The sequence below is a fragment of the Bacillus cereus group sp. BfR-BA-01453 genome (assembly GCF_022662915.1).
Taxonomy (GTDB): domain Bacteria; phylum Bacillota; class Bacilli; order Bacillales; family Bacillaceae_G; genus Bacillus_A; species Bacillus_A paranthracis.
On sequence record NZ_JAKUEN010000004.1, the window covers coordinates 349,288 to 372,628 of the forward strand.

The following is a 23,341-nucleotide window of genomic DNA, read 5'->3' on the forward strand; positions in this document are numbered from 1 at the left end:
ATGAATAAAAGTCGATGTGTGCTTTCGTCTTATTATTTTTCTATTTCGGTTTCAATCCTCTTCACCAAATCAGCTGACACTTTATGAAAATACCCTAGAACGACCTTTCTAATATCATCGGATATAACTTTCAAGTCACTAGCTAAGTTTTCAGCAAGATGTTCTTTTTCTATCGGTTTTAACTTCGCATAAAATTCACTAGGCTGCGTAAAGTCATCTTGTTTCGGTATAGAAGTTCTCTCAAGTTTACCTTCAACGTACCTTCCGTCACCGCTCGTTATTTGATTAGCAGGTGTCCAATCTTGCTGTTGGTTAATTGCTAATTTACGAAATTCAGGACCAATTCTTCTTCTTTGAGAATCACTATAAATGTTTGCACGTCCTTGCAACATTTTATCATCTGATAATTCAGCACCGTCAAGTAAATTAGAAGGGGAGAAAGCGACTTTTTCTATTTGTTCCATAAAATTTTCAGGGTTTTTGTTTAATACCATTTTGCCTACTGGTATAAGAGGATACACCTTTTCATCCCATACTTTTGTATCATCTAGAGGGTCATAAGAAAGATGCGCTTCATCTTTCGGGTTCATGAGCTGGACATATAAACCATATTCCACTGGTTTACCATTTGCAATTGCATCATATAAATCTTTCCCGCTATAATCTGGGTTTTCAGCAGCCAGTTTATTTGCTTCCTCGCTAGTAATGAATTGTACACCTTCAAATGGGTACCAATGATACTTTACATACTTTCGATTGCCTTCTGCATTTCTCCAAACATATGTATTTACACTATGTCCTGGGATGTGGCGAAGGCTTTTGGCCGTACCATTATCAGAGTACAAACGGACAACGAAATGTATGGATTCAGGTGCTCTAGCGACAAAGCTCCAAAATCTATTAGGGTCTATTAAGTTATTTTTAGGTGAAGGTGACAACGCTTGAATGGTTTCAGGGAAACGCATCGGATCGCGTACAGAAAAGACAGGAATGTGATTACATAATAGATCGAAAATACCTTCTTTAGTATAAAATTTTGTAGAAAAACCGCGTACATTTCTAGAAGTATCAGGTGTTCCTTTCGTGCTAACAGCTAATGAAAATCTCACCATAACGGGAACTTTCTCATTAGCATTTTGTAGGAAATTTAGTTTCGTATGTTCGGGCATTGGATAGATTGTTTGAAAATAACCGAACGCACCAAATCCTTTTACATGAACAGGTCTTTCTAAAATTTTTTCGTGAATAAATTGTTGTAACGCCTCGTGAAGCACACTATCTTGCTCTAGAACAGGTCCACGTGAACCAACTGTTTGAGAGTGAAGTATAGCTTGTTCATTACGTTCTCCATTATCATTAAAGTCTTTCCTTAGTAAAGATTGTCTCTGTTTATCATAGTGTTCATTCATCAATATAGCCTCCAAATCTTTTTCGTCCATTGTTACTAAATATGATTTTATTGCCTTGATTATGTATAACACGCAAAGCTCAAAATAGTAACAGACCGCTAGATGAGAAAAACGCGTATGTAGTGGACCTGTTGAAATAGAAGAAATTATGGAAAAATGAATATCGGGAAGAACATTACTATTAAAATTTCAATCTTAAAAATGAATTTATACATGACTTTATAGAAAATGAACATAAATAAAACAGGGAAAATAACTAGGAGGAATGTAACATGTCAGATTGGTTTCAATTAGATAAAGAGTATATGATGTCAACGTACTGTCGTACAAAGCTTGCGATAGAAAGAGGAGAAGGGTGTAAGCTGTATGATGTGGATGGTAAAGAGTATATAGATTTATTTTCTGGTGTCGGAGTAAATGTATTAGGATACAATCACCCGAAAATCGTACAAACAACAATGGATCAAGTTACGAAATCGTTGCATCTACCGTTTCATTTTTTAAATCCAGTTGCGATTGAATATGCAAAGAAATTAGTTGATTGCTCTTTAAAAAATGGAAAGGTCTTTTTTACAAACTCAGGTACAGAAGCGACAGAAACAACGTTGAAATTAATTGATAAATATAGAGCTATTATGCATGAAGAACGTGAAGGAATTGTAGTGTTGAAGAATAGTTTCCACGGGCGTACGTTGGGGGCACTTCATTTTACAAGACAAGAAAGTGTATATCAAAATTTCCCGAAAACATCGATCCCAGTATATGAAGTTGAGCGCGAGAATATAGAGCAATTAGAAGAGACAATAATTCATGAAAATCCAATTGCAATTCTGTTAGAACCTGTATTAGGAAGCGGGGGAATTTATCCATTATCGGGTGAATATTTACATGGTGTTCAAAACTTATGTGAGAAATATAATGTACTACTTATCGTTGATGAAGTGCAAAGTGGTATGGGGAGAACAGGGAAACTATTTGCCTATCAAAATTGCAATATTACACCAGATATTATTCAAATTGGTAAAGGAGCAGGAGGCGGGATACCACTTGGCGGAATTATTGTAGGTGAAAGGTTATGTGATGTATTTGCGCCAGGAGATCACGGCACAACATTTGCTCATTCATCAATGGGGACGGCTTTAGGATTAACTGTATTAAATACATTACTTGATGATGGGTTAATGCAAGAAGCTTATGAAACGTCACTATATTTGAATGAAAAACTGCAAGACATTCAGAAAGAAAATTCGTATTATATTCAGGAAGTGCGTCATGCGGGGATGATGTTTGGGATAAGTGTGAATGACACGAATGAAAATGTGAAGAAATTACAGATTGAGTTAATGAATAAAGGAATGTTAGTCGATGTAACACAAGGGAATATTATTCGATTACTTCCGCCGTATATAATTACAAAAGAAGAAATTGATGCATTTATTACTCAATTTATTTCTTGTATGGATAAAGTTGCTGCTGTAGTAAGTGCTTAAAAGTTAAAAGCTAAATTTTATATAAAGTGCACTCTAATTGTTAAAAATAGTTTTGCAATTGGGGTGCATTTTTTATAGTAGAATTTTGTGAAATACAGTCGTTATTAAATGATAATGAAAAAATAGAAAAAATTTTATTAGATTTGATACATTATATATTGATATTTAGTTGGTGAGGAAAAGAGAAAGTAAATGAGTAAAGATAGTAGATAAAACGAGTGGTACTAACAACTAATGATAGAACGTTTTAAAAATAATAGCATACGAATATATAAATAATAAGAATGAGGTGATATATTGGAAAATAATGATATTCAATTTACTTCTTTACAAATGAGAACGGATAAATATGGTTGGGCTAGTATTCAATATACAAATAAAAAGCAAGCCATCTTATATACTCAAAACGGAGGAGTAGAATGGGATGTTGTTAATCCTTTGAATTCAATTGTATTATTTGCATATCCAATAAATACTCGAAGCTCTTGGGTATATGGTTTAACAAAAACGAATGATGATTTATTGCCAGCTATATTTTATACAGTTAATAGAGGGGAAAGGTGGAGTGAGTTTATATTACCAATTGAAGAAGGTTGGGAAAAATCGACTGATGTTCAAGTACAATTGCATGCCACGAATATGGATCGTATATGGATTGTATTATCTAGAAAGCTTGCATCAAATAAATTTGAACATAATTTATACTATTTGAAAACGAAAGGGAAAGTATGGAAAGTAATAAAAAATATAAGTATTAGAGATAGTATTTCAGGGATAACATTTATAAACGATCTAATCGGATTTATTTCAGTACAAAAACAATATGAAACATCGGTGGTATTTAAAACAATAAATGGTGGGGAAAGTTGGCATCCTATAAAAGATATTCCAAGTCTTGAAGGAATGAATAATGGGATTGCTATGGCTTATAAAGCAATCTATAAAAATAACCTATTAGTAATACCAACAAAAACGAATGATGATAAATTTTTAATGAATTACTCATTTGATAAAGGGAATTCATGGCATATTTCAAATAAAACAATAAATACGAGTAAAGTGGCTGTTTCGTTTTTTAGTTCCTATTATGGCTGGGTGATAAATAGTGAAAATGGAAGTGTGTATCAAATAATAAAAAAAGGAGCAAAATGGATTAAAGTATCAAGTAATCCATTATTAAAAAATGTATTTTGTTTACATTTTTTTAATCGGCGTAAAGGTTGGGCGTGTAATAAAAAAGAAATATTTACTACAAAAGATCGCGGTATAACATGGAAAAAGGTAGTATATAAAATTAATAATATTAATAAATTTATTTAAAAGAGGGCTGTCCCAAAAGGTGCTTTTTATCCAAAAATAAATAGAAAGTAAAAGGAAGAAACGTTGATTTCATAACGTTTCTTCCTTTTTGATTTCATGTGATTTTACTTCTAAAGAGACTTATGAGACAGCCTCTTTTTTGTACTTTTTATGGTGAGAGTTGTAAGAAACAATGATAAGAGGAAGGAGGTAAGTTCAGAACTTATATTTTCAAAAATAGACGATTGTTTTTACACAGTATAATTCACTTTTGAATATGTTAATAAAGTAGCAAATTCATAGGAAATGGTAATACTTAATATTTTATCCCGCTTTAATGGGCAGTAAGACCCCCACCTCAAAATTCAGCGAAAGCAAAGAATTTAGGGGGAGCGGGCTGCCCATTAAAGTCCGATTGGTGAGGGTTAATAATCAGTGGGGGACGAAGAAAACCCCACTGATTAAAGTTTCACTTTATGTCACATGATGTGTAAAGGGGGCGTGTAATGAAATCGTTAACGGTTATTATTTTGTATAGTGAAAGAGAGCAGATATTAGAAGAGTCAATTCAATCTATATGGAAGCTAAATCCTCTTGAAATTATAATTTTCGTTCCTAACGATAGAAGTAATTTGTATGAAATAGCAAAAAAAAATAAATGCCATATTGTTTTGATGGATAAATATAGTACGTATTATGATGGGTATGAAGCTTCTGTAAAGGAAGCAAAAGGAGATGTTTTGTTATTTGTAGATAGTAATTTTTCAATATCTACAAATGAGATGAAGAAATTTATTGAACCAGTTGTTACAAATCAGGCTGATGTAGTATTAAACAAAATAGATAAATTTGTAGAAGTTGGTAAATGTCCAAATATGGATATTGTATGGAGAAAAATGTTAAATGAAATTTTAAGTCGACCAGATTTAAAAAGCAATTCAATACTTTCATTACCATATGCACTTACGAAGGAAGTAGTAGTAAATATTGGCTTTGATTATATGAAAAATATCGTTCTAGCTCATATGAATATAGTGAATCAAGGCTGGCGGATTAACGATCGATATGCAATAAAAACGTTATCTAGAGATGAGACATTACAAGAAGAAGGGTATTTAGTTAAAAAAGAATTGTTAGAAAATGAAAAAGAGAAAGTGGAAAAATATTTAATCGGTATTTCTAAATGGATAGAGAAAAAGGGAAGAAGAGTAGGGTTTACTGATGCAGGAAAAAGAAGAGATATTATTCAAAGATTAGGTGAAAGCAAGCAATATCCTTTTTATCATCGAGGCTGGGGAATGCATTCTTCAATTTATGACGGGAAGCAACTTTCTGTCATTATACCAGTGCAAAATGAAGAAGAAACTATAGAACAAGTAATACTTGAGGCAAGAAAAATAGAACCGCTAGAAATAATTGTCGTTGTAAATGGTTCGACAGATCAAACGGCCAGTATCGCTAAAAGACTTGGTGCTACTATTATTGAATATAACGAACGACTTGGTCATAATGTTGGACGTGCTATTGGAGCACTTGAAGCTACAGGAGATATTCTTTTATTTATTGATGGTGATTTTAGTGTTTCAGGAAGTAATTTGCATCATTTTACAAAAGCAGTTTCAGCTGGTGTAGACATAGCATTAAATGATTTGAATCCGATGTTACATCCTCCGTTTTATGTTGTAGATGTCGTAAAGTATATGCTTAATTTAGCATATGCTCGTCCAGAATTAAGTAATGGCTCATTAGTAGCCATTCCACATGCTATGAGTAGATCATGCTTAGATGCAATAGGCTGGGAAAGTTTACTATGCCCTAGTCTTGCACAAGTAAAAGCTATATTACAAGGGTATAGAGTAGAATGTGTGCATTACGTTGATGTTGTAAAACCGAATAGAATTCGTTTAATGGAGAATGTAAGTCACAATGGACATCCTCCGGCAGTATTAAGAATAATTGGTGATCACGTTGAAGCTCTCTCTTACTTAATAAAACATCTTAAAATGGATGGAAAGGGTGATTAAACTGTTAGACCAGTACAAAAAAATTAACATTTCATATGAAGAATTATGGCAATTAGATTTTCAAACTACGGAACCATTTATACTCAAGGTTGATTGGGATAAAGTAACGTATGAATTTTTAATTCGTATTAAGCCTAATGCTTCCAACACTATTGTTTTTGGATCTGGAGCAGGTGGATTTCAAGAACAGCCAATTGGTCCGCCTATTTTTCATCGACATTCATGGATGGATGAATTTGAAGATACTGTTATATATTATAATGATCCTACATTATATCTCGGAAAATTATCTTTAGGTTGGGGACAGGGGGAGTTAGATAGATTTTACTTGCAAGATATAGCAAATATTTTAGAAATAGTATTTACAAAGTTAAAAATTGATTCGAAAAATGTGTTGTTTTATGGCAGTTCCGGGGGAGGGTTTATGTCTTTAATTTTAGCTGGATTCGTTAAGGGCTCCACAGCTTTCATTAATAATCCTCAAACAAATTTATTAAAATGGATACCTGTACCAATAAATCTAGTTTTCGATTTGTCTTATCCAGGTTTATCAAGAGAAGAAGTTGAGGAGAAATTTGGGGAAAGAATTAATGTTGTGAAATTTTTTAATCACATTAAATATGTACCGAATATTTATTTTTTGCAAAATTTCGCATGTGAATTTGATGTGCAAAATCATTTACTACCATTCATTTCTGAGTTAGAACAACTGGATAAAGATACGGAAATAAATCAAATTGTAATAGATTTATATTTCGATAAAAAAGCAGGGCATGCAGCTGTAGGAAAGTATGAAACAATTGAATATATAAAAAAAGTAAGGCCTAATCCGACTATGAAAGAAGAACAAGAAGAAGTGGATTTGTCAGTCGTTATAGTTTTAGGAGAAGAAAAATCGAAATTGAATCAAATTTTAAGCAAAGTGCAGCATATAAAACCACTAGAAATTATAATTGTAGCTGATGATAGAATGAGTGCAATACAAGCTATACCTACATTTGTTGAGAGTAATGTTGTTGTTATTGAAGAGAAAAATAAATGGAAAGCACCGGTTCATGGGGCGAAAATTGCCAGTGGAGATATAGTTTTATTTTTAGATGGAGAAGATATTATCTTTTCGGTAGAATTAGAACGATTTATAGAACCACTACTAAAAAAGGAACAGGATGTAATTTTGAATAACATAGACTCTGTCTGTTTTGAAAAGATGAGTGTAGAATGGCCAAGTATTGCTATGGTGTATAGAAAAATAGTAAACGATGTATTGGGGCGTATGGATTTAAAATATGATTCGATGTTATCTATGCCATATGCTATTACTAAAAAAGCAATTGAAGACATTGGATATGACACTTTGCAAAATCCCGTTCTATCTCAAATAACTCTTATTGAGAAAGGGTGGCGACTACATTCCTCATCAGCTATAACTAAAACCTCTTTAAATGATATACCCGCAAACAAAACCTCTTTCTATAAAAATGAATTAACTAAATTAGAAGTATGTGAAATTAAAGAGAATATAAAAGCTTTGGAACGTTGGTTACACCGAAAAGATGACAGAGGTAACTATACAGATGGAGGAAGAAAAAGAGAAATTATAGAGCAATTAAAAAAACAAAAAAATTATTCGCGTTTCTATAAAGGTTGGGGGATGAACTCATCAATTTATAATGGAAAGCAGTTATCAATTATTATACCAGCACAAAATGAAGAATCAACGATTAAAGAAGTTATTCTTGAGGCAAGAAAAGTTGAACCGAAAGAAATAATTGTTGTCATTAATGGGTCAACAGATCAGACAGAAGTAATCGCTAAGCAATTAGGGGCAACAGTAATTGTTTATCAAGAAAGATTAGGGCATGATGTAGGACGGGCAATTGGTGCACAAGAAGCCACAGGGGATATACTTCTCTTTATTGATGCTGATTTTGCTATTCCAGCAAAAGACCTTCATCCGTTAACGCAGGCTGTTGCGGATGGTGTTGATATAGTTTTAAATGATTTAAATTTAAATCTTAGATTTCCTCTATATATTGTAAGTTTATATAAATATATGTTGAATATTGCTTGTAACCGTAAAGATTTAGGTGTGGGATCCACAATTGCTGTTCCCCACGCTATTAGTAGAAAATGTTTAGAGGGAATCGGGTGGGACACTCTTCACACAGCGTGCGTTGCACAAGTAAAGGCAATATTAGAAGGGTATAAAGTCGAATGTGTCCATTTTGTAGATGTAATGAAACCAAATCGTATTCGTCCAAATGAGCACTTTGCAACAGTAGGACATCCACCAGCTGTATTGAGAATTACTGGGGATCATTTAGAAGGACTTTCATATTTATTGAAGCATAGGGATTTTAAAGATTTATTTTAAAAGGTAAATTTGTCTATTGATTGAGTAATGTAAACATTTCATTTAAGAACTTGACGATATTTAGTATTGCAATGAAACTAAATCAAAAGTTTTTATTATTTTTAGCTTAGGTACAAGTAAAGAGCATGTTTCACTGACTGATAATAAATGAGCAAGTAACAAAAAGGTAAAGGTTTCTTTATATACATGAAGAAGCTTTTATCTTTTTTATTTTAAGTATGTAAAGTAAAGAATGGATAAAGTTGTAACAGTATTTTTATTTCTGCATAAATTGATGTTAGATATAAGAAAGGAGGGAATACTTTGTCTTGCATCAATAAAAGTTGTTTTAATATTTGTTTAGAAACTAAAGTCAATCCAAATGGTGGCGCAGAAATATTCGTAAGGTGCAATGATGAATGCTCATCTAATTTTAATGTAATACCATTTACCGCATGTGTTTCTATTTCAGTAAAAGATGACTTGAGTTTCTTAGTTGATTTAGATAGTTTAATCAAACGTTAATTGCCTATTAAACGAATAGTAAAATAGCATCTAATTTATAAAATTTAGTACGAGAGTCGTGTCCAAATTTAATCAACTGCATATATTGTTAAAGGAAAGGAGGGAGAGTTATGGCATGTATTACGAATAATGTTTGTTTAGATGTGTGTCTTAAAATTACAATTACCCCTGGTAGTGGAATTGATGCAGAAGTAGATTGTGGGGACACATGTGGGACAAGTCCTACAATTGTAATTAATCCTAGTGGATCCATTGTTATTACTTTACCATTAGTTGCATGTTTCTCAATTGCACTAAATGATGATTTAAGTGTTGAATCTTCATTAACAAGCCTCTCTTTTCAAACTTCTTAAGAAATGAAAAGCCTACCTTCTACTTTTCTTTTGAGTTGATGTAAAAATAAAAAAGATGGTTACAAACCATCTTTTTTATTCTGTCATATATTAAAAATGAGATAACATATTACTTAGTAGGCAGGATGTAGAATTAAAAGTATTCTTTTTGTTCGATCAGGTAAGAAATTGCTTCTATATGATCACCAATGATTTGTTGTGTTGCTAATGAAAGGCAACCTTCCTTAGAGAAGTGTTTTTCAGGTCGAACACGATTCAATTTATCAACGTCGACAGAATGGACATTTTGTACATGAAAGCCTGCTAAAATTGTTTTCACTTGACTTAAAGTTGGTGAAAGAAGGGAATCAAATCCAATTGTATCAATGCATTTTCGACTAAAAGCATGAGGGACAGCAGTTGTGGATCCCATACCTAAATCTTTTCGATTACATGCTAAATTAACAGCATACTTACATGCGGTGACGATAGTATAAGGAAGGCGATACATGTAGTAGTGCTCTAGTTTATTTAAAGCTAAATCGGCTCCGTTTTGAATAGATTGTACAAATGGTAATAAATCAGAACTAGGAATTAAGAAATCACCATCGATAAATAATAATATATCACCTTTTGCAAAATATGCACCAACGGCACGTCCGGTATCAATGCCGAGTGCTTCTTCGTAACTTATAACTGTTGCACCGCAACCCTTCGCCAATTCTTCTGTTTTATCTGTTGATCCATTAACAATAACGATAATTTCAAAAGGTTTTAATTTTTGCACCTCAAAAATGATAGATTCTATCGTTTTTTCTTCATTTTGAACAGGGATAATGATGGATAATTGTTTATTTCCATAAGTATTCGAATAAAACTCTTTACCTGTAATTATTTTGGGTATAGCTCTTTGTTCGCCGTTTTGAAGTTCCAAAATAATATCCCGTCTTCGATTATTATCGGTATAGTTTCCTCGTGGATTTTGCTCTATATTGATCCAATTTGCAATAGCTTCAAGATGATAATGAATGAGTTGAGTTGAAGGAAAAGAGGGAACTTGAGGGATAGAAATGTTGAATTGATCGCAAATCCGAAATTTATGTTCAATAATTTTCATTTGAGCCAATATTGGATTTGATAAACTATTTGGAGTAATTACGTCAAGCACTTCTTTTGTCATTGCATAGGGAGGAAATAATAAGGAGTTAACATGTAAATCTGGGCGATGAAAAAAATGATTCGTAACTTGTTGCCAAATCATTGCTATATTTGGCTGTTGTTTTTGATAAAAAAAATCGTCTAAATTATTTAATACGACGTCAGTAGATCCATTTTGTAATGGTTGAAGAAATTGTATAAGTAAGGGGGGAGGAACCATGTAATTTTCATCTAAAAATAAGAGATACTGCCCCTTTGCTTTTTTTGCACCAATTACATAAAGATTAGTAGAATCTATCGGTTCTTCTAGTGTAATGATTTCAAAATTGTAGGGATCTGCACTCTCAATTGAATCCTGGATATCTCCGTTAATAGTAAGGATAATTTCTAAAGGCTGTAGTTGTTCACAGGCTTTCAAAATTTCAGGTAAAACTCTTATGTTATGCTGTATACGAATAATAATAGAAATAGGATTTTTACACATAAGCAGTCTCCTTTTTAATCAGAGGTAGTTGTTAATAAGATTAGATAAAATAGGAGATAAATTTTCTTCTTGTTATAAACATAACAATCATTTATTTTTATCAGACTCACAATTTTCATTGCTTGCATTAGAGTTTTTATTTATTCCAGAAGCGAGTAAATTATTGAGAACGCTAAGGTCTAATTGCATAGGGATGGAATTTTCGGATGAAGTTTTCTCATTTTCTTTTTTTGTAGTTAATATAGTCTTTATATTTTTTATTTCTTTATATTGTTTTAAGGTAATGAAAAATCCTGAAATAATTAAGAGAAAAGAAACAGTAGCAAATAAAAGTATTATTTCCAACATAAAAGAGCCTCCTTTAAAACTATAATAATATTATAGTTGAATGTCATAAGACAAAATTCGAGCTAATGAGTTCACTTTTTAAATATATGCAAATCTTTAGTAAAAGTTACTGATTTCTAGGTTAAAGGAAGCAATTATAGAAACGTTATAAATATAAATAAATTAAAGTTTTATTTGTAGTGTAAAGGTATGTATTATATAAGCTAAACGTCATTTTATAACAAGTTCAATAGGGTGTAAATTTATATAAAAAGAGCATTTAATTGGACAAATAATTAATTATGTGAAATAATAATAACAGAAAAGGAGACGTTGTTTTTCCTTAAGTGCTTCGAATTAATTTTATTCAATAAGAGAAGGTGTGCTTAAAGAAGTTAAATTAAATAAGGAGCTGTTTTATTATATGCAACAAAATAATGATTTAAATTTTGAACCTCAAGACGTTAATATTGTTAATCCTAAACAAGCCAGGAAAGCAGTAGTTGCTACTGGTATTGGGAACGCAATGGAGTGGTTTGACTTCGGATTATACGCGTATTTAGCGGTAATTTTAAGTCAATTATTCTTCTCAGGTGTTGATAATAGTGGATTGCAACTTGTACTTACATTCGGTACATTTGCAGCGGCCTTCCTCGTTCGACCAATCGGAGGTGTATTCTTTGGTAGAATAGGAGATAAGTACGGCCGAAAAATTGTGTTAAGTACTACTATTATTTTAATGGCACTTTCTACATTATTCATCGCATTACTACCAACCTATGAACAAATTGGTGTATGGGCACCAATACTACTTTTAGTTGCCCGAATGATTCAAGGCTTCTCTACAGGCGGCGAATATTCAGGAGCAATGGTTTATATCGCAGAATCTTCTCCAGATAAAAAGCGTGGTATACTCGGTAGTGGTCTTGAAATTGGAACACTCTCAGGTTACATTGCTGCATCGGTAATTGTTACCATTTTGACGTTATTGTTAACAGATGAACAAATGCTCAGCTGGGGCTGGCGTATTCCTTTCTTAATTGCTGCACCAATTGGTTTGGTCGGTTTATACTTACGCCGTCATTTAGATGAATCTCCCATCTTTGAAGAGATGGAAAAAGCACAAGAGGAATCTGAAGACAATGAACAATTTTCATTTATGGATATTATGAAATATCACAAAAAAGACTTCTTATTAAGCACAGTAATTGTCGCCTTCTTTAATATTACAAATTATATGATTCTTTCGTATATTCCTTCTTATCTAACTCAAGTACTTAAAGTCAAAGAAACAACTGGCTTATTAATTATTTCTATTACGATGGCACTTATGATTCCACTAGCACTATATTTCGGTAAATTAAGTGATAAAATTGGTAATAAACGCGTCGTGCAAATTGGTTTACTTGGTTTAACTGTATTTGCAATTCCAGCATTTTTACTAATAGGTAACGGGCATATTGCAGCTATATTTGCAGGTATTTTCGTATTAGGTTTCTTCCTAAGTGTATATGAAGGAACATTACCTTCATTATTACCATCACTCTTTTTCACTGATGTACGTTATCGAGCACTTTCAATCTCATTTAATATTTCTGTATCGATATTTGGTGGTACAACACCACTTGTATGTTCATACTTAGTTCATGCAACCGGTAACCCGCTTGCACCGGCATTTTATTTAACAGGTGTAAGTATTATTGGATTAGTTGTATTTAGTGTACTATTCGTTACAACATCAGGACGTGCGCTAAAAGGTTCATATCCTACAGTAGAAACGAAGAAAGAAGCACACCAAATCGCTAAAGAAGACCCTGAAGAAACACTTTGGTGGCATGAAGAGTCATTAGAGATTGAAGCAGGAAAAAACGCCTCAATTTAAAAAGTAACGTAGAAGTATAAAAAGACTCCTATGAAAATAGGAGTCTTTTTATTGTGTTACTTCTTCCTTTTCTTTAAACTCTTCTGATACATATAAAGCTTATGAATCTCTTCCTTAAATTCATACAAAAGTACGGTGTTTTCCTCATTAGAATAACGCACTGTATTATAAGCATTTATAATAATATGACTCTCAATATTTACATTTTCTTCACTATTTATTCTTCCTAACCATGCTTCAACAGTTTCTCCGCGATTTCTATTTAAAGGAGGAATTAACTTACTCTCAAGCTTAAAAATTTCTTTTCGAATTTCGTTATGTGGCGGTTTGTTTCGTTTCAAACGTTTTTGGCTCATTCCTTCTTTATCAGTGATGATAGTAGATTCGAAAGCAGGCATATTTGGTAAAATTAATTGTTTTCGTTTTTTGATTATTTTCCAAACGACGTAAATAGCGATAGCTGTACAAGTAATTATGGTCATGCTATTTATGAGAGTTGGATCAAAATCAGGAAGTTTCCCTCTATTTTCTTCAATTTGAGGCTTTAAGAGATGCCCTTTACTTGCCCAAACCCCTTCCGTATCTTTCAATTCAGCTGCTACGAGAAATGGATTTAAAATATAACCGACTCCTAATGCTACTACTTCTATGATAAAACTAAAAATGACTCGAATAAAAGGAAATACTTGAACAATTAATATACTCATTACACCAATCGTAATGATAGAAGTGAAACGTAATAACTGTTGATTCCGATTTGCCCCGGTTAACCAAAATGTAATCATAATGTGTATAACTAATAGTAACAGTTTCTCGAGCGTTGGAAAGGGAGCATAAAATATAGCCGAAACACCAAACCAAACAATACCGCCTAACGATTTTTGAACTTGGTAGCCAGGTCCAACTACATGTACGATAAAGAAGAAAAGCGGTAACATAATTGTGCCAAATAGAGAGAAAGGGAGAAAAATAGAACAACCAATTATTTGAGTTATTAACAGTATGACAAATCCTGGCGTTCTTTTTTCCATGAACTTATGAATAAGAAATACTCCAATATAGCCAGTTGTTAAAAATATAGCAACAGCAACAAGTTCTTCCCTTTCCGTTAATAACGAAAGGAGGAGCAGCAGAATAAAGTCATTAACGTGATAGAGCCAAGTTTTCAAGCTTTTCCACCATCCCTTCGTTATTTATGAGAAACGTAGGTTGCGATAGAAGGGAGAGGTCATTCTTCTGCAAGCCAATGTAAATCATTGTAGACGATCGCTCTCCTTTTCTATTTGTATAATGGAGAAATCCTTGCTTCGGAATTAATGTGCTATCGTCTGAAATACGTGCCAATTCCTCTAAAGCTTTTGCGTAATGTGTTTGCCCTTCGTTTAATGGTAAATGCAGAGGACCACCTTCTGCTAATACACTAATAAATAATTCAAACGGTATTTGATGCTTCGTTGCGTATTGACAAATGTATGTTGCAAATGAAATAAGATCTTCTATATTATCTTTCCAACCAAACCCGCGATCAGCAGCTAATGAAAGACAAATTGTCCAACTATAATTTTTAACAGGTTCATATTGCTTCGCCTGTAATTCCTGCATTTTAGCGGATGCTTTCCAATGAATGGAGCGGAAAGATTCACGTTCGTACCGTTTCACACCGATAATAGATGTTTCATCATTGTAAAAAGAAAAATTCGTTCGATAAGATCCATTTAAAAGTTGCTGTAGTTCTTGCAAACCTGGTACTTCTTTAGGTGATGGATACACAATAATTTCAGTTCTTAATTTATCAAATACAGGTAAATGTACAGATAATAAATGAAAAGGATCTTTCAAAACACATTCGAACTGTTCAATTTGAAACACACCACGCTTCGTTGCAGTTAATGTTAAATCCCATTTTTGCGCCGAATGAGCAGGTTGTGAAAACGGGAAAGAAAATAACGTTTTCGATATTTGTTCAATACCTTGATCTTTTTGTGGCAGTAGAGACGGATTTAAATGAAAATAACAAACGCCGTTAACGAGTGGTATGTTTGCTCCATTTTTTAAATGAATAAAAAACTGTCCAGATTCATTAGGAAATAAACGAGTTGTTTGTTTTTCGTTAAGCACTTGAAACTGTTTTTCTATATATGCGACATATTTATAAATGAAAATCGCAAATAAATAGTAGAAGAAAAAGAAAAACATAATGATTCGTTGCGGCATAAAAAATGTAAATAGTATAGCGCCTGGAACAGATAGTTGAATAATATGAAGTTGGAAAAATAAAGGTACAGTTACAACGCGCTGTCCATTCATGCTTGCTCAATCTCCACAGGTACGTCCACTTCTTTTAAAATCTTTTGCATCATTTCATTTTTTGTCGTACGTAATGCGCCTTCCATTGATAAGATGATACGGTGATTCCAAACAGAAGGAACTAACAATTGTATATCTTCTGGTGTGCAATATTCTCTCCCGCGTAAAAAGGCTAGCGCTTGAACAGCACGTACTAAAGCTAGTGTGGCACGCGGACTTACACCGTTAGCGATATAATCATGATTTCTTGTAGCATGAGCAAGCTTAATGATGTAATGTTCTAACGGTTCTGATACGAAAATTTCTTTTACTTGTTTCTGTGCATCTAAAATATCATCTAAAGTAATAACAGATGTGACACTTTCTAGTGGTGCATCGTTACGAAAACGTCGCATCATTTGTAGTTCATCTTCAGGATTTGGATAACCTATAGAAATTGTCATTAAAAAGCGATCAAGCTGTGCATCTGGAAGAGGGAACGTTCCTTGTGATTCAATTGGATTTTGCGTCGCAATAACAAAGAACGGTTTTGGAAGAGGAGTTGACTGCTTTTCAAGCGTCACTTGTCGTTCTTCCATCGCTTCTAATAAACTAGACTGTGTTCTCGGCATTGCACGGTTAATTTCATCTGCCAGTAAAATGTTTGCCACGACTGGTCCGAGTCTTAACTCGAATTCGCTCGTTTTCGGATTGAAATATTCAATACCTGTCACATCACTCGGAAGTACATCCGGTGTAAATTGAACGCGAGAAAAATTACCACCAATACTTTTTGAAAGTGTTTTCGCAAGTAACGTTTTCCCTGTACCAGGCACATCCTCAAGAAGCACATGTCCATCAGCAAGCAAGGAAACGATTAATAGATCGATAACATTTTCTTTACCTATAAAAACTGATCCTATATTTTCCTTCAATTTATTTATCATATATATCATTCCTTTCAAAATATAAACGGATATTTCTATATTTTAACAAATTATTCAGAAAATTTATATGATTTTTCAATTCAAAGAAATAAATATTCAATTATTAAATTATACTCTTGCATATTTTGGAGTGTGAATATATAATATCGGTATATGATGTATCGTAAGTCGATATATCATGAAGCGATGTATCGGAGGTGGTTATATTGAATACGAAAGCGAGAAAATATATTCCGTTAACTGAGGCGACATATTACATACTGTTATCACTAGTGAAACCAATGCACGGATATGGAATTATGCAAATGGTAGAAGAGATGACAAATGGAGAAGTAAAGCTCGGTCCTGGAACTTTATACGGGAATACGACGAAGTTATTAAAAGAGAAATTAATTATTGAAGTTGCCTCAACAGATAGAAAGAAGTGCTATGAGTTAACGCCACTTGGTAAAGAAGTATTAGAGCTAGAGTATAACAGGTTGCAGAGATCTGTAAGGAATGGGAATAGTATATTAGGGGAGTGAATGGAAGATGGAGACAAAAAGGGTATTCAAGTTTTTTACGGCATGGAATTTAGAAAAAAAAGAAGCTTTTTTACGAAAGATGCATCAGCAAGGTTGGGCATTACAAAAATATAATTTAATGTATACGTTTCAGAAAACGGAGCCAAAAGATGTAATATACAAAGCTGATTTTAGATTGGTTTATAGAGATTCGAAAGAACAACAACAAGAGTATTTCGAAATATACGAAATATCAGGTTGGAAACGCGTAACAAGTTTCACAAGATGGAATTATTTTTGTAAAGAAGTAGAAGAGGTAAATGAATTGCCTGATATTTACTCGGAAAAGGAGACGAGGATACAAAAATTAAATGAGTTATTAGTATTCTTTGTTATTATGTTAGCAGCTATATTACCATCGATGTATAATCTATTTATAAGTCCGATGGAATCAAGAGTGCCAATTTGGGCGAAAGTTATAACAGGTCTTTCAGGTTGTATGTGGATATACTTCTTTATAAGACTAACTTGGAAAATTAAGGAATTAAAAAGTGAAATATTATAATAAAAAGTGGAGTTTAAAAGAAGTTGATTTTGTAAAGAGGTAATTAATATGGGAATCAACTTCTTTTGTTTCTATATAATCGTATTTTTGCTCACTCTTTTTTATATAATAAAAATCTATATGAAGGCACAAAATTAACAATATCAAAGCCCAATTACCCTGAAAATAATAAATGAAGAAAAAAGATTCATATTGAGGATCAAAAAATAAAAGATGACTAAAAAGATATGGGGTGTAACTTATAATAAGGAAGAAACACGTTTTTTATTAAAGTATAAAACGAAAAAATCCCCTATAGAAAAATCTATTTCTACAAGGGATAATCATGTTTTTATTAGAAAGACTGATTTTGAGCAGGTTTAATAAATTGTTCAGGATTTTCAACAAGTCCGCATACAGCACATTGGACACGGTAAGTAGGTCCTTGATAGGCCATATGAAAAGCATTCATCGTTTCATTTGTGTATTCTTCTTCTACTTGACCAGTTTGTGGATTTAATTTGACTGGTTTTACTTGTTGCTCAAGAATATTAAAGCGAGTGCGGTTCGTTTTACAACTTGGACATAGCATTGGTTCCATATGTATACACCTCCATTTGTAGCATTTCTTAAACTCATTAATTTTATGCAAGTAAAAAAACTTTCTCAATATAAATAGGTGTTTAATGTATTTAAAATTCAGAAAAAATAAAATATAATAAGAGTACGAACTGGTTATGTCCAAACCAAATCTCCTGTTTTATGCCAATAAGCTGGGGGGCCGAGAAATCGGCCTCATTTTTTTGTGCGCGTTATTATAGGAAACAAGGTTTTTATGAGGCTTTTGTCGAAATTTTAGGGATGGATATAAAGGGGGATTAATAATGGATTTGAAGATGAAGTACATCATTTTATACGTAGAAAAGTTTGAGGAATGTTTAAAATTCTATAAAGATATTTTACAGTTACCTATAAAAGCAGAGCACGGTACATATATTGAATTTAATACGGGATCTACAATATTAGCGATGAATACGCGGCAAGACGTGAAAGAATTAACGGGACTATCACTTACAGAAGGCGAGTTACAATCTTCTCATTTTGAATTAGGATTCGTTGTTGAAAATGTACAAGAAACGATTGAGCAATTTAGAGAACAAGGTATTACGGTTTTAGTTGAACCAATTGTAAAGCCATGGGGGCAAACCATTGCATATATTGCCGATCCAGATGGGAATTATATTGAAATTTGCAGTTCATTAGAATAGAAGGAGAAAAAGAGATGGGGTTTCCGAAACTAGAAACAGAACGTTTACAATTAAGAGAATTAACGCTGTTAGATGCAGAAACGATGTTCCGTTATTTTTCAAAAGAGTCTGTCATACGTTATTTCGGAATGGATTCTTTCGAAAATATTGAGCAAGCGAAAACAACGATTCAAACGTTTAAAAATCGTTATGAAGAGGGAAGTGTATTTCGCTGGGGAATAGAGAAAAAGGGGACGGGCCAATTAATCGGAACGTGCGGTTTTCATTTAATTAACCATCATCATAAGCGAGCTGAAATTGGTTATGAATTGGATGATACATATTGGGGACAAGGATACGCCTCGGAAGCGTTACAGGCGATTTTAACTTACGGATTTGAAATGCTGCAACTTATAAGAATTGCTGCTGTTGTATATGTAGAAAATAAAGCTTCTCAAAAATTATTAAGTAAAGCAGGATTTCAAGAAGAAGGATTACTTCGAAAACATATGATTCAAAATGGAGTTGCGCATGATACCATTTTATATTCTTTATTAAAAGAAGAGTGGAAGAAGTAATGAGTACAAACGAACTTATAACTATTATGAAGAAGCATAGGGAAAATAAATTTATTTTAGGTATAGATGGTTTAAGTCGTTCGGGAAAAACAACATTCGTTGCAAATTTAAAGGAAAATATGAAACAGGAAAGCATTCCGTTTCATATTTTTCATATTGATGATCATATAGTGGAGCGTAATAAACGCTATGATACCGGATTTGAAGAATGGTATGAGTATTATTATTTGCAATGGGATATTGAGTGGCTTCGGCAGAAATTTTTTCGAAAGTTACAAAATGAAACAAAACTAAAATTACCGTTCTATAATGATAAGACAGACTCATGCGAAATGAAAAAAGTACAGATCCCCATAGTAGGTGTAATTGTAATTGAAGGCGTTTTTCTACAGCGAAAAGAATGGAGAGATTTCTTTCATTATATGGTGTACTTGGATTGTCCAAGAGAGACAAGATTTCTACGCGAGAGTAAGAAAACACAGAAAAACCTTTCAAAGTTTGAGAATAGGTATTGGAAAGCAGAGGATTATTACTTAGAAATGGAATCGCCGAAGGATAGGGCGGATTTAGTTATAAATTGATTTGAAGAAAACCTCAACTTTTTGTTTGAAAAGTTGAGGTTTCTCTATGTAATAGCAGATTAATTATTTCAATTAATGAGAAGGAGAATATTATTATAATTTGAATTATATATTTATAGATAAATCTATAGATGAAAAGATTTCAATAAAGCGAGTGATTACATGAGTATTTTCATTTTAGAAGACGATGTCATACAAGCACAGCAAATGAAGCGGCTAGTTGAAGAGATTTGTGAGAAGTATAGGTTGCCTTTTGATTTTATTGAGGTGACTAGTAAAAGTGAAAACATTATTACTAATATTCCAAAGGCGAAGTATGTCCCAATCTATTTTTTAGATATAGAGATAAAAAGAGAAGAGCGAAAAGGGTTACACGTGGCGCAAGAAATACGAAAGTATGATACGCAAGGAATTATTGTGTTTGTAACGACACATTCTGAATTTGCACCTATTTCATATCAATATATGGTATCAGCATTAACTTTTATTGATAAAGGGTTGTCATATGAGGAGAGATATAAAGTTTTTGAACAATGTTTACTTCAATATGAAGCAAGAAATAAGCATATTATTCCGTCCGATGACTTTATCGTTGAAAATAGTAATGCCACTGTGCGGGTTCCTTTTTATGAAGTTGAATATGTTATGACTGATGAACCGCACCGGTTAGCATTAGTGACGTTAGATCGAATCGTTTATTTTTATGGAACCTTAAAGGAAATTGAAATAATCGATGAACGTTTATTGCGTTGTCATCAATCATATATCGTGAATACGAAGCAAATGTCTTCTTACGATGCGAAGCAAAAAATGATAGTTTTAAAAAGCGGAAAACGCATTCCAGTGTCACGGCGTTTAGTGAGTAAAGTACGTAACATGTTAAAGGGTGAGATGTAATGTATATTTATGATTTATATGCAATACTGCTTACTAGTATGTGTCACACGTTTTTATACATACAATTAATCCGGTACAATAGATTATCATATAAAATGTTAATAGCTTTAAGTGCGGTATTCATTATTTTACTTGCTATTGTTGTAACAGTAACGAGATATCCAGAATTGAATAGTACGATTGTGTTATTTTTAATAAGTTTAGGATTAATGCAAAATGAATTGAAATTTAAGCATAATTTATATTTTGCACTGGTGAGTATGGTGATTATAACGTTAGTGAAAATGTTGCTATTAGATTTAGGGATGAAAATCTTTATGTTAACGCCATTCAATTTATATTTATGGACAGGTAGTATTATTCATCTTATCGTATCAATCCTTACTTTTATCGGTATTTTAGTAGCGCGTAAAAGAATTCAAAAAATCGCTCAATATATAGTAGGTAGTCCGTTATATTATATAACTTACATATTATTAATTATCGGGTTTATTATTGAACTAATTTTAACTCAGCCGTCAACTGAGTTTTTAGCAAAAATAAATCAACAATACAGTGAAGTAAGTTATAATTCAGCGATTATTATTTTTTTATTATTACTAATCATCGTACTAATAAGCTCACATTTATCGAAAGAAAAGTTACGAGAAGAGCATGAAAAACGTTTAGATAAAGAGTTATTAGATTATGTGGAGAAATTAGAGGATATGCATGATGAGCTTGCTAGTTTTCGTCATGATTATATGAATGTATTACTATCGTTAGAAGAAGGAATACGTACAAAAAATGTGAAAGAAATTGAGCAAGTGTACTACGATGTTATTGCTCCCACATTAAAAACAATAAATGATCATGAACTTGATATCGCAAAATTATCTCGCATACAAATTCCTGAAGTAAGAAGCGTATTAAGAGCAAAAGTTAGCACTGCTCAGCAGCAACAAATAAAAGTAATGCTTGATATACCAGAGAACATTGAAAGTGTTTCCATGACGATTATTTCATTTATTCGTATCATTTCAGTTTTAGTAGATAATGCAATTGAGGAAGCAGTATGTAGTGAGGAAAAGATATTACAAATCGCATTCTTTGAAATGGATTCACGACAATATTTTATCGTGCGTAATAGTTCAAAGGGTGAAGCGATTGATTTACAAAAAATTTATGAGAAAAACCATTCAAGTAAAGAAGGTGCTAGAGGGTACGGGCTATTTTCGTTAAAACGAATCATAAATAAAACCAATAATGCGACGTTAGAAACAACTTATGTAAGTCCTTATTTCACACAAACATTTATATTAAATGAGATGAAATGACCATCTATGATGAAAAGGAAACCGAATAAGAAATAACTACATACTTTCTTCACTCAATTTTATACACTTCAAGTAAGAGGTGAAGCGAGATGAATGGTCTTATTTTTACAACAATGATTAGCTTTGGTTTACCGCTTATAGCACTTTTATATGCTGTTTGGAAGAAACGCTATATTCCATATATGTTAGGTATATTGGCTTTTGTTGTATCACAAATATTGATTCGCATACCAATGCTAAATTATTTAAATGGAACTAGCACAGATTTTCAAATGTTTTCTGTTATGCAGCCTATACTATTTGCAGTTTTGCTTAGTATATCAGCTGGAATTTTTGAAGAGATAGCTCGTTTTATCGCAATGCGTTATTTTATGAAGCAACGAGATTGGCAGTCTGGTTTTTTATTTGGAGCAGGGCATGGTGGTATTGAGGCGGTGTTGATAGTCGGTATCCCAGTAATATCCCTATTATTATCACAAACAGTCATTCAAAATGGTGACAGTTATTATCTCGGTGGTATTGAGCGCATCTTTGCGATGGTATTACATGTTGGGCTTTCTTTCATTGTATTGCAAGCTGTTGTCCAAAAGAAATTTCGTTATGTTGTATATGCAATTCTCATCCATGGGACTGTAAATGCATTAGCTGGCATTATATCGCTATATGTGCCAGGGAAAAGCGGGATTATTATGTCAGAAGTTTCAATAGCAATTTTTGCGTTACTCACTTTTAGTTATAGTTTCATTTTAAAAAGAAAGGGGGTATTAAAATGAGAAGAATGTTACTTCTTATTATAAGTGCTATCGCGGCGTTCGCGCTCGCAGCATGTACCGGTAATAAAGTAGATGAAAGTACGTCTAAAAAATTTATTTCAAAAGCGGAAGAAATTGTATCATTATTAAATGAGGCAAAGTATAAAGACGTGCGTGAAAAATTTGATAGTAAAATGAAAGCTGGATTACCAGAAGAAAAAATGAAAGATCTTACACCTGTAATTGAGAAAGCCGGAACGTTTGAAAAAATTGAGAAGAAATCGATTGAAGAAAAAGATGGTTTATATACTGTTATTCTTGTAGCGAAATATAGTAAGGAACAACGGACATTTATTATAACTTATAATGATAAAGAAGAAATAGCAGGTTTATTTATTAAATAAAAA

Annotated in this window: 23 protein-coding genes; 16 read left to right on the top strand and 7 right to left on the bottom strand. The window is 32.7% G+C overall.

Going from position 1 to position 23,341, the window contains the following annotated elements:
• Window positions 1–32: 32 nt before the first annotated feature.
• A complete protein-coding gene (locus tag MR070_RS11860; RefSeq protein WP_242261363.1) occupies window positions 33–1,409 on the bottom strand; it encodes a catalase in 1,377 nt (458 codons plus the stop codon).
• A gap of 272 nt (window positions 1,410–1,681) precedes the next feature.
• Between MR070_RS11860 and MR070_RS11865 the strand changes: the two genes are divergently transcribed.
• The 6 genes from MR070_RS11865 to MR070_RS11890 all read left to right on the top strand — a co-directional run bounded on the left by MR070_RS11865 (window position 1,682) and on the right by MR070_RS11890 (window position 9,453).
• Window positions 1,682–2,899 carry an aspartate aminotransferase family protein gene (locus MR070_RS11865; RefSeq protein ID WP_001286493.1) on the top strand — a complete coding sequence of 406 codons (1,218 nt, stop codon included), beginning with the start codon at window positions 1,682–1,684 and terminating at the stop codon, window positions 2,897–2,899.
• Between the two features lie 297 nt (window positions 2,900–3,196).
• Window positions 3,197–4,219 (top strand): hypothetical protein, encoded by a 1,023-nt coding sequence (locus MR070_RS11870; RefSeq protein WP_242261364.1) that lies wholly within the window; start codon window positions 3,197–3,199, stop codon window positions 4,217–4,219.
• Between the two features lie 485 nt (window positions 4,220–4,704).
• A complete protein-coding gene (locus MR070_RS11875) occupies window positions 4,705–6,222 on the top strand; it encodes a glycosyltransferase family 2 protein (RefSeq protein ID WP_242261365.1) in 1,518 nt (505 codons plus the stop codon).
• Window positions 6,206–8,596 (top strand): glycosyltransferase, encoded by a 2,391-nt coding sequence (locus MR070_RS11880; protein WP_242261366.1) that lies wholly within the window; start codon window positions 6,206–6,208, stop codon window positions 8,594–8,596. Before MR070_RS11875 ends, MR070_RS11880 begins: the two co-directional genes overlap by 17 nt.
• A 303-nt stretch (window positions 8,597–8,899) precedes the next feature.
• A complete protein-coding gene (locus MR070_RS11885) occupies window positions 8,900–9,100 on the top strand; it encodes a hypothetical protein (RefSeq protein ID WP_041184329.1) in 201 nt (66 codons plus the stop codon).
• A 110-nt stretch (window positions 9,101–9,210) separates the two neighbouring features.
• The gene (locus MR070_RS11890) at window positions 9,211–9,453 is read left to right on the top strand and encodes a hypothetical protein (RefSeq protein WP_000752185.1); all 243 of its coding nucleotides are present in this window, start codon (window positions 9,211–9,213) and stop codon (window positions 9,451–9,453) included.
• 133 nt (window positions 9,454–9,586) lie between these two features.
• Here the strand turns inward: MR070_RS11890 and MR070_RS11895 are convergent, their stop codons facing one another.
• Window positions 9,587–11,074 carry a glycosyltransferase gene (locus MR070_RS11895; RefSeq protein WP_242261367.1) on the bottom strand — a complete coding sequence of 496 codons (1,488 nt, stop codon included), beginning with the start codon at window positions 11,072–11,074 and terminating at the stop codon, window positions 9,587–9,589.
• A gap of 87 nt (window positions 11,075–11,161) precedes the next feature.
• On the bottom strand, window positions 11,162–11,422 hold the full coding sequence (locus MR070_RS11900; RefSeq protein WP_242261368.1) for a hypothetical protein: 261 nt from the start codon (window positions 11,420–11,422) through the stop codon (window positions 11,162–11,164).
• Window positions 11,423–11,825: 403 nt separating this feature from the next.
• On the opposite strand from MR070_RS11900, the gene MR070_RS11905 reads away from it, so the two are divergent.
• Window positions 11,826–13,283 carry an MFS transporter gene (locus MR070_RS11905; protein ID WP_001186945.1) on the top strand — a complete coding sequence of 486 codons (1,458 nt, stop codon included), beginning with the start codon at window positions 11,826–11,828 and terminating at the stop codon, window positions 13,281–13,283.
• Window positions 13,284–13,339: 56 nt separating this feature from the next.
• On the opposite strand, the gene MR070_RS11910 is transcribed toward MR070_RS11905, so the two are convergent.
• Genes MR070_RS11910 through MR070_RS11920 form a run of 3 tightly spaced genes read right to left on the bottom strand, consistent with a single transcriptional unit; the run spans window position 13,340 to window position 16,516 of the window.
• On the bottom strand, window positions 13,340–14,452 hold the full coding sequence (locus MR070_RS11910) for a DUF4018 domain-containing protein (protein ID WP_242261369.1): 1,113 nt from the start codon (window positions 14,450–14,452) through the stop codon (window positions 13,340–13,342).
• Window positions 14,427–15,590, bottom strand: a complete 1,164-nt coding sequence (locus tag MR070_RS11915; protein ID WP_242261370.1) for a DUF58 domain-containing protein — start codon at window positions 15,588–15,590, stop codon at window positions 14,427–14,429. Before MR070_RS11915 ends, MR070_RS11910 begins: the two co-directional genes overlap by 26 nt.
• On the bottom strand, window positions 15,587–16,516 hold the full coding sequence (locus tag MR070_RS11920) for an AAA family ATPase (protein ID WP_242261371.1): 930 nt from the start codon (window positions 16,514–16,516) through the stop codon (window positions 15,587–15,589). Before MR070_RS11920 ends, MR070_RS11915 begins: the two co-directional genes overlap by 4 nt.
• A gap of 206 nt (window positions 16,517–16,722) precedes the next feature.
• On the opposite strand from MR070_RS11920, the gene MR070_RS11925 reads away from it, so the two are divergent.
• Window positions 16,723–17,040 (top strand): PadR family transcriptional regulator, encoded by a 318-nt coding sequence (locus MR070_RS11925; RefSeq protein WP_001092638.1) that lies wholly within the window; start codon window positions 16,723–16,725, stop codon window positions 17,038–17,040.
• 7 nt (window positions 17,041–17,047) lie between these two features.
• Window positions 17,048–17,584 (top strand): DUF2812 domain-containing protein, encoded by a 537-nt coding sequence (locus MR070_RS11930; RefSeq protein WP_242261372.1) that lies wholly within the window; start codon window positions 17,048–17,050, stop codon window positions 17,582–17,584.
• Between the two features lie 334 nt (window positions 17,585–17,918).
• On the opposite strand, the gene MR070_RS11935 is transcribed toward MR070_RS11930, so the two are convergent.
• Window positions 17,919–18,164 (bottom strand): hypothetical protein, encoded by a 246-nt coding sequence (locus MR070_RS11935; protein WP_000433609.1) that lies wholly within the window; start codon window positions 18,162–18,164, stop codon window positions 17,919–17,921.
• Between the two features lie 283 nt (window positions 18,165–18,447).
• Between MR070_RS11935 and MR070_RS11940 the strand changes: the two genes are divergently transcribed.
• From MR070_RS11940 to MR070_RS11970, 7 genes are all read left to right on the top strand, one after another.
• Window positions 18,448–18,831: a VOC family protein gene (locus MR070_RS11940; RefSeq protein WP_242261373.1), complete on the top strand. Its 384-nt coding sequence runs from the start codon at window positions 18,448–18,450 to the stop codon at window positions 18,829–18,831.
• A 14-nt stretch (window positions 18,832–18,845) separates the two neighbouring features.
• Window positions 18,846–19,388 carry a GNAT family N-acetyltransferase gene (locus tag MR070_RS11945; RefSeq protein ID WP_000506669.1) on the top strand — a complete coding sequence of 181 codons (543 nt, stop codon included), beginning with the start codon at window positions 18,846–18,848 and terminating at the stop codon, window positions 19,386–19,388.
• Entirely contained in the window at window positions 19,388–19,969 is a 582-nt protein-coding gene (locus MR070_RS11950) for a kinase (protein ID WP_000106110.1), read from the top strand. Before MR070_RS11945 ends, MR070_RS11950 begins: the two co-directional genes overlap by 1 nt.
• Before the next feature lie 162 nt (window positions 19,970–20,131).
• Window positions 20,132–20,866 carry a LytR/AlgR family response regulator transcription factor gene (locus tag MR070_RS11955; protein WP_000021638.1) on the top strand — a complete coding sequence of 245 codons (735 nt, stop codon included), beginning with the start codon at window positions 20,132–20,134 and terminating at the stop codon, window positions 20,864–20,866.
• A complete protein-coding gene (locus MR070_RS11960; RefSeq protein WP_242261374.1) occupies window positions 20,866–22,182 on the top strand; it encodes a GHKL domain-containing protein in 1,317 nt (438 codons plus the stop codon). Before MR070_RS11955 ends, MR070_RS11960 begins: the two co-directional genes overlap by 1 nt.
• Window positions 22,183–22,271: 89 nt before the next feature.
• Window positions 22,272–22,955 carry a YhfC family glutamic-type intramembrane protease gene (locus MR070_RS11965; protein ID WP_242261375.1) on the top strand — a complete coding sequence of 228 codons (684 nt, stop codon included), beginning with the start codon at window positions 22,272–22,274 and terminating at the stop codon, window positions 22,953–22,955.
• Window positions 22,952–23,338: a DUF3887 domain-containing protein gene (locus tag MR070_RS11970; RefSeq protein WP_242261376.1), complete on the top strand. Its 387-nt coding sequence runs from the start codon at window positions 22,952–22,954 to the stop codon at window positions 23,336–23,338. The genes MR070_RS11965 and MR070_RS11970 overlap by 4 nt, the downstream gene beginning before the upstream one ends.
• Window positions 23,339–23,341: the final 3 nt, after the last annotated feature.

Bases quoted from the DNA above. Each gene is read 5' to 3' on its own strand.
- MR070_RS11915 (WP_242261370.1), bottom strand. From the start codon at position 15,590: ATGAATGGACAGCGCGTTGTAACTGTACCTTTATTTTTCCAACTTCAT.
- MR070_RS11920 (WP_242261371.1), bottom strand. From the start codon at position 16,516: ATGATAAATAAATTGAAGGAAAATATAGGATCAGTTTTTATAGGTAAA.
- MR070_RS11970 (WP_242261376.1), top strand. From the start codon at position 22,952: ATGAGAAGAATGTTACTTCTTATTATAAGTGCTATCGCGGCGTTCGCG.
- MR070_RS11930 (WP_242261372.1), top strand. From the start codon at position 17,048: ATGGAGACAAAAAGGGTATTCAAGTTTTTTACGGCATGGAATTTAGAA.
- MR070_RS11965 (WP_242261375.1), top strand. From the start codon at position 22,272: ATGAATGGTCTTATTTTTACAACAATGATTAGCTTTGGTTTACCGCTT.
- MR070_RS11865 (WP_001286493.1), top strand. From the start codon at position 1,682: ATGTCAGATTGGTTTCAATTAGATAAAGAGTATATGATGTCAACGTAC.
- MR070_RS11940 (WP_242261373.1), top strand. From the start codon at position 18,448: ATGGATTTGAAGATGAAGTACATCATTTTATACGTAGAAAAGTTTGAG.
- MR070_RS11960 (WP_242261374.1), top strand. From the start codon at position 20,866: ATGTATATTTATGATTTATATGCAATACTGCTTACTAGTATGTGTCAC.
- MR070_RS11880 (WP_242261366.1), top strand. From the start codon at position 6,206: ATGGAAAGGGTGATTAAACTGTTAGACCAGTACAAAAAAATTAACATT.
- MR070_RS11875 (WP_242261365.1), top strand. From the start codon at position 4,705: ATGAAATCGTTAACGGTTATTATTTTGTATAGTGAAAGAGAGCAGATA.
- MR070_RS11950 (WP_000106110.1), top strand. From the start codon at position 19,388: ATGAGTACAAACGAACTTATAACTATTATGAAGAAGCATAGGGAAAAT.
- MR070_RS11860 (WP_242261363.1), bottom strand. From the start codon at position 1,409: ATGAATGAACACTATGATAAACAGAGACAATCTTTACTAAGGAAAGAC.
- MR070_RS11935 (WP_000433609.1), bottom strand. From the start codon at position 18,164: ATGGAACCAATGCTATGTCCAAGTTGTAAAACGAACCGCACTCGCTTT.
- MR070_RS11905 (WP_001186945.1), top strand. From the start codon at position 11,826: ATGCAACAAAATAATGATTTAAATTTTGAACCTCAAGACGTTAATATT.
- MR070_RS11900 (WP_242261368.1), bottom strand. From the start codon at position 11,422: ATGTTGGAAATAATACTTTTATTTGCTACTGTTTCTTTTCTCTTAATT.
- MR070_RS11945 (WP_000506669.1), top strand. From the start codon at position 18,846: ATGGGGTTTCCGAAACTAGAAACAGAACGTTTACAATTAAGAGAATTA.
- MR070_RS11890 (WP_000752185.1), top strand. From the start codon at position 9,211: ATGGCATGTATTACGAATAATGTTTGTTTAGATGTGTGTCTTAAAATT.
- MR070_RS11895 (WP_242261367.1), bottom strand. From the start codon at position 11,074: ATGTGTAAAAATCCTATTTCTATTATTATTCGTATACAGCATAACATA.
- MR070_RS11955 (WP_000021638.1), top strand. From the start codon at position 20,132: ATGAGTATTTTCATTTTAGAAGACGATGTCATACAAGCACAGCAAATG.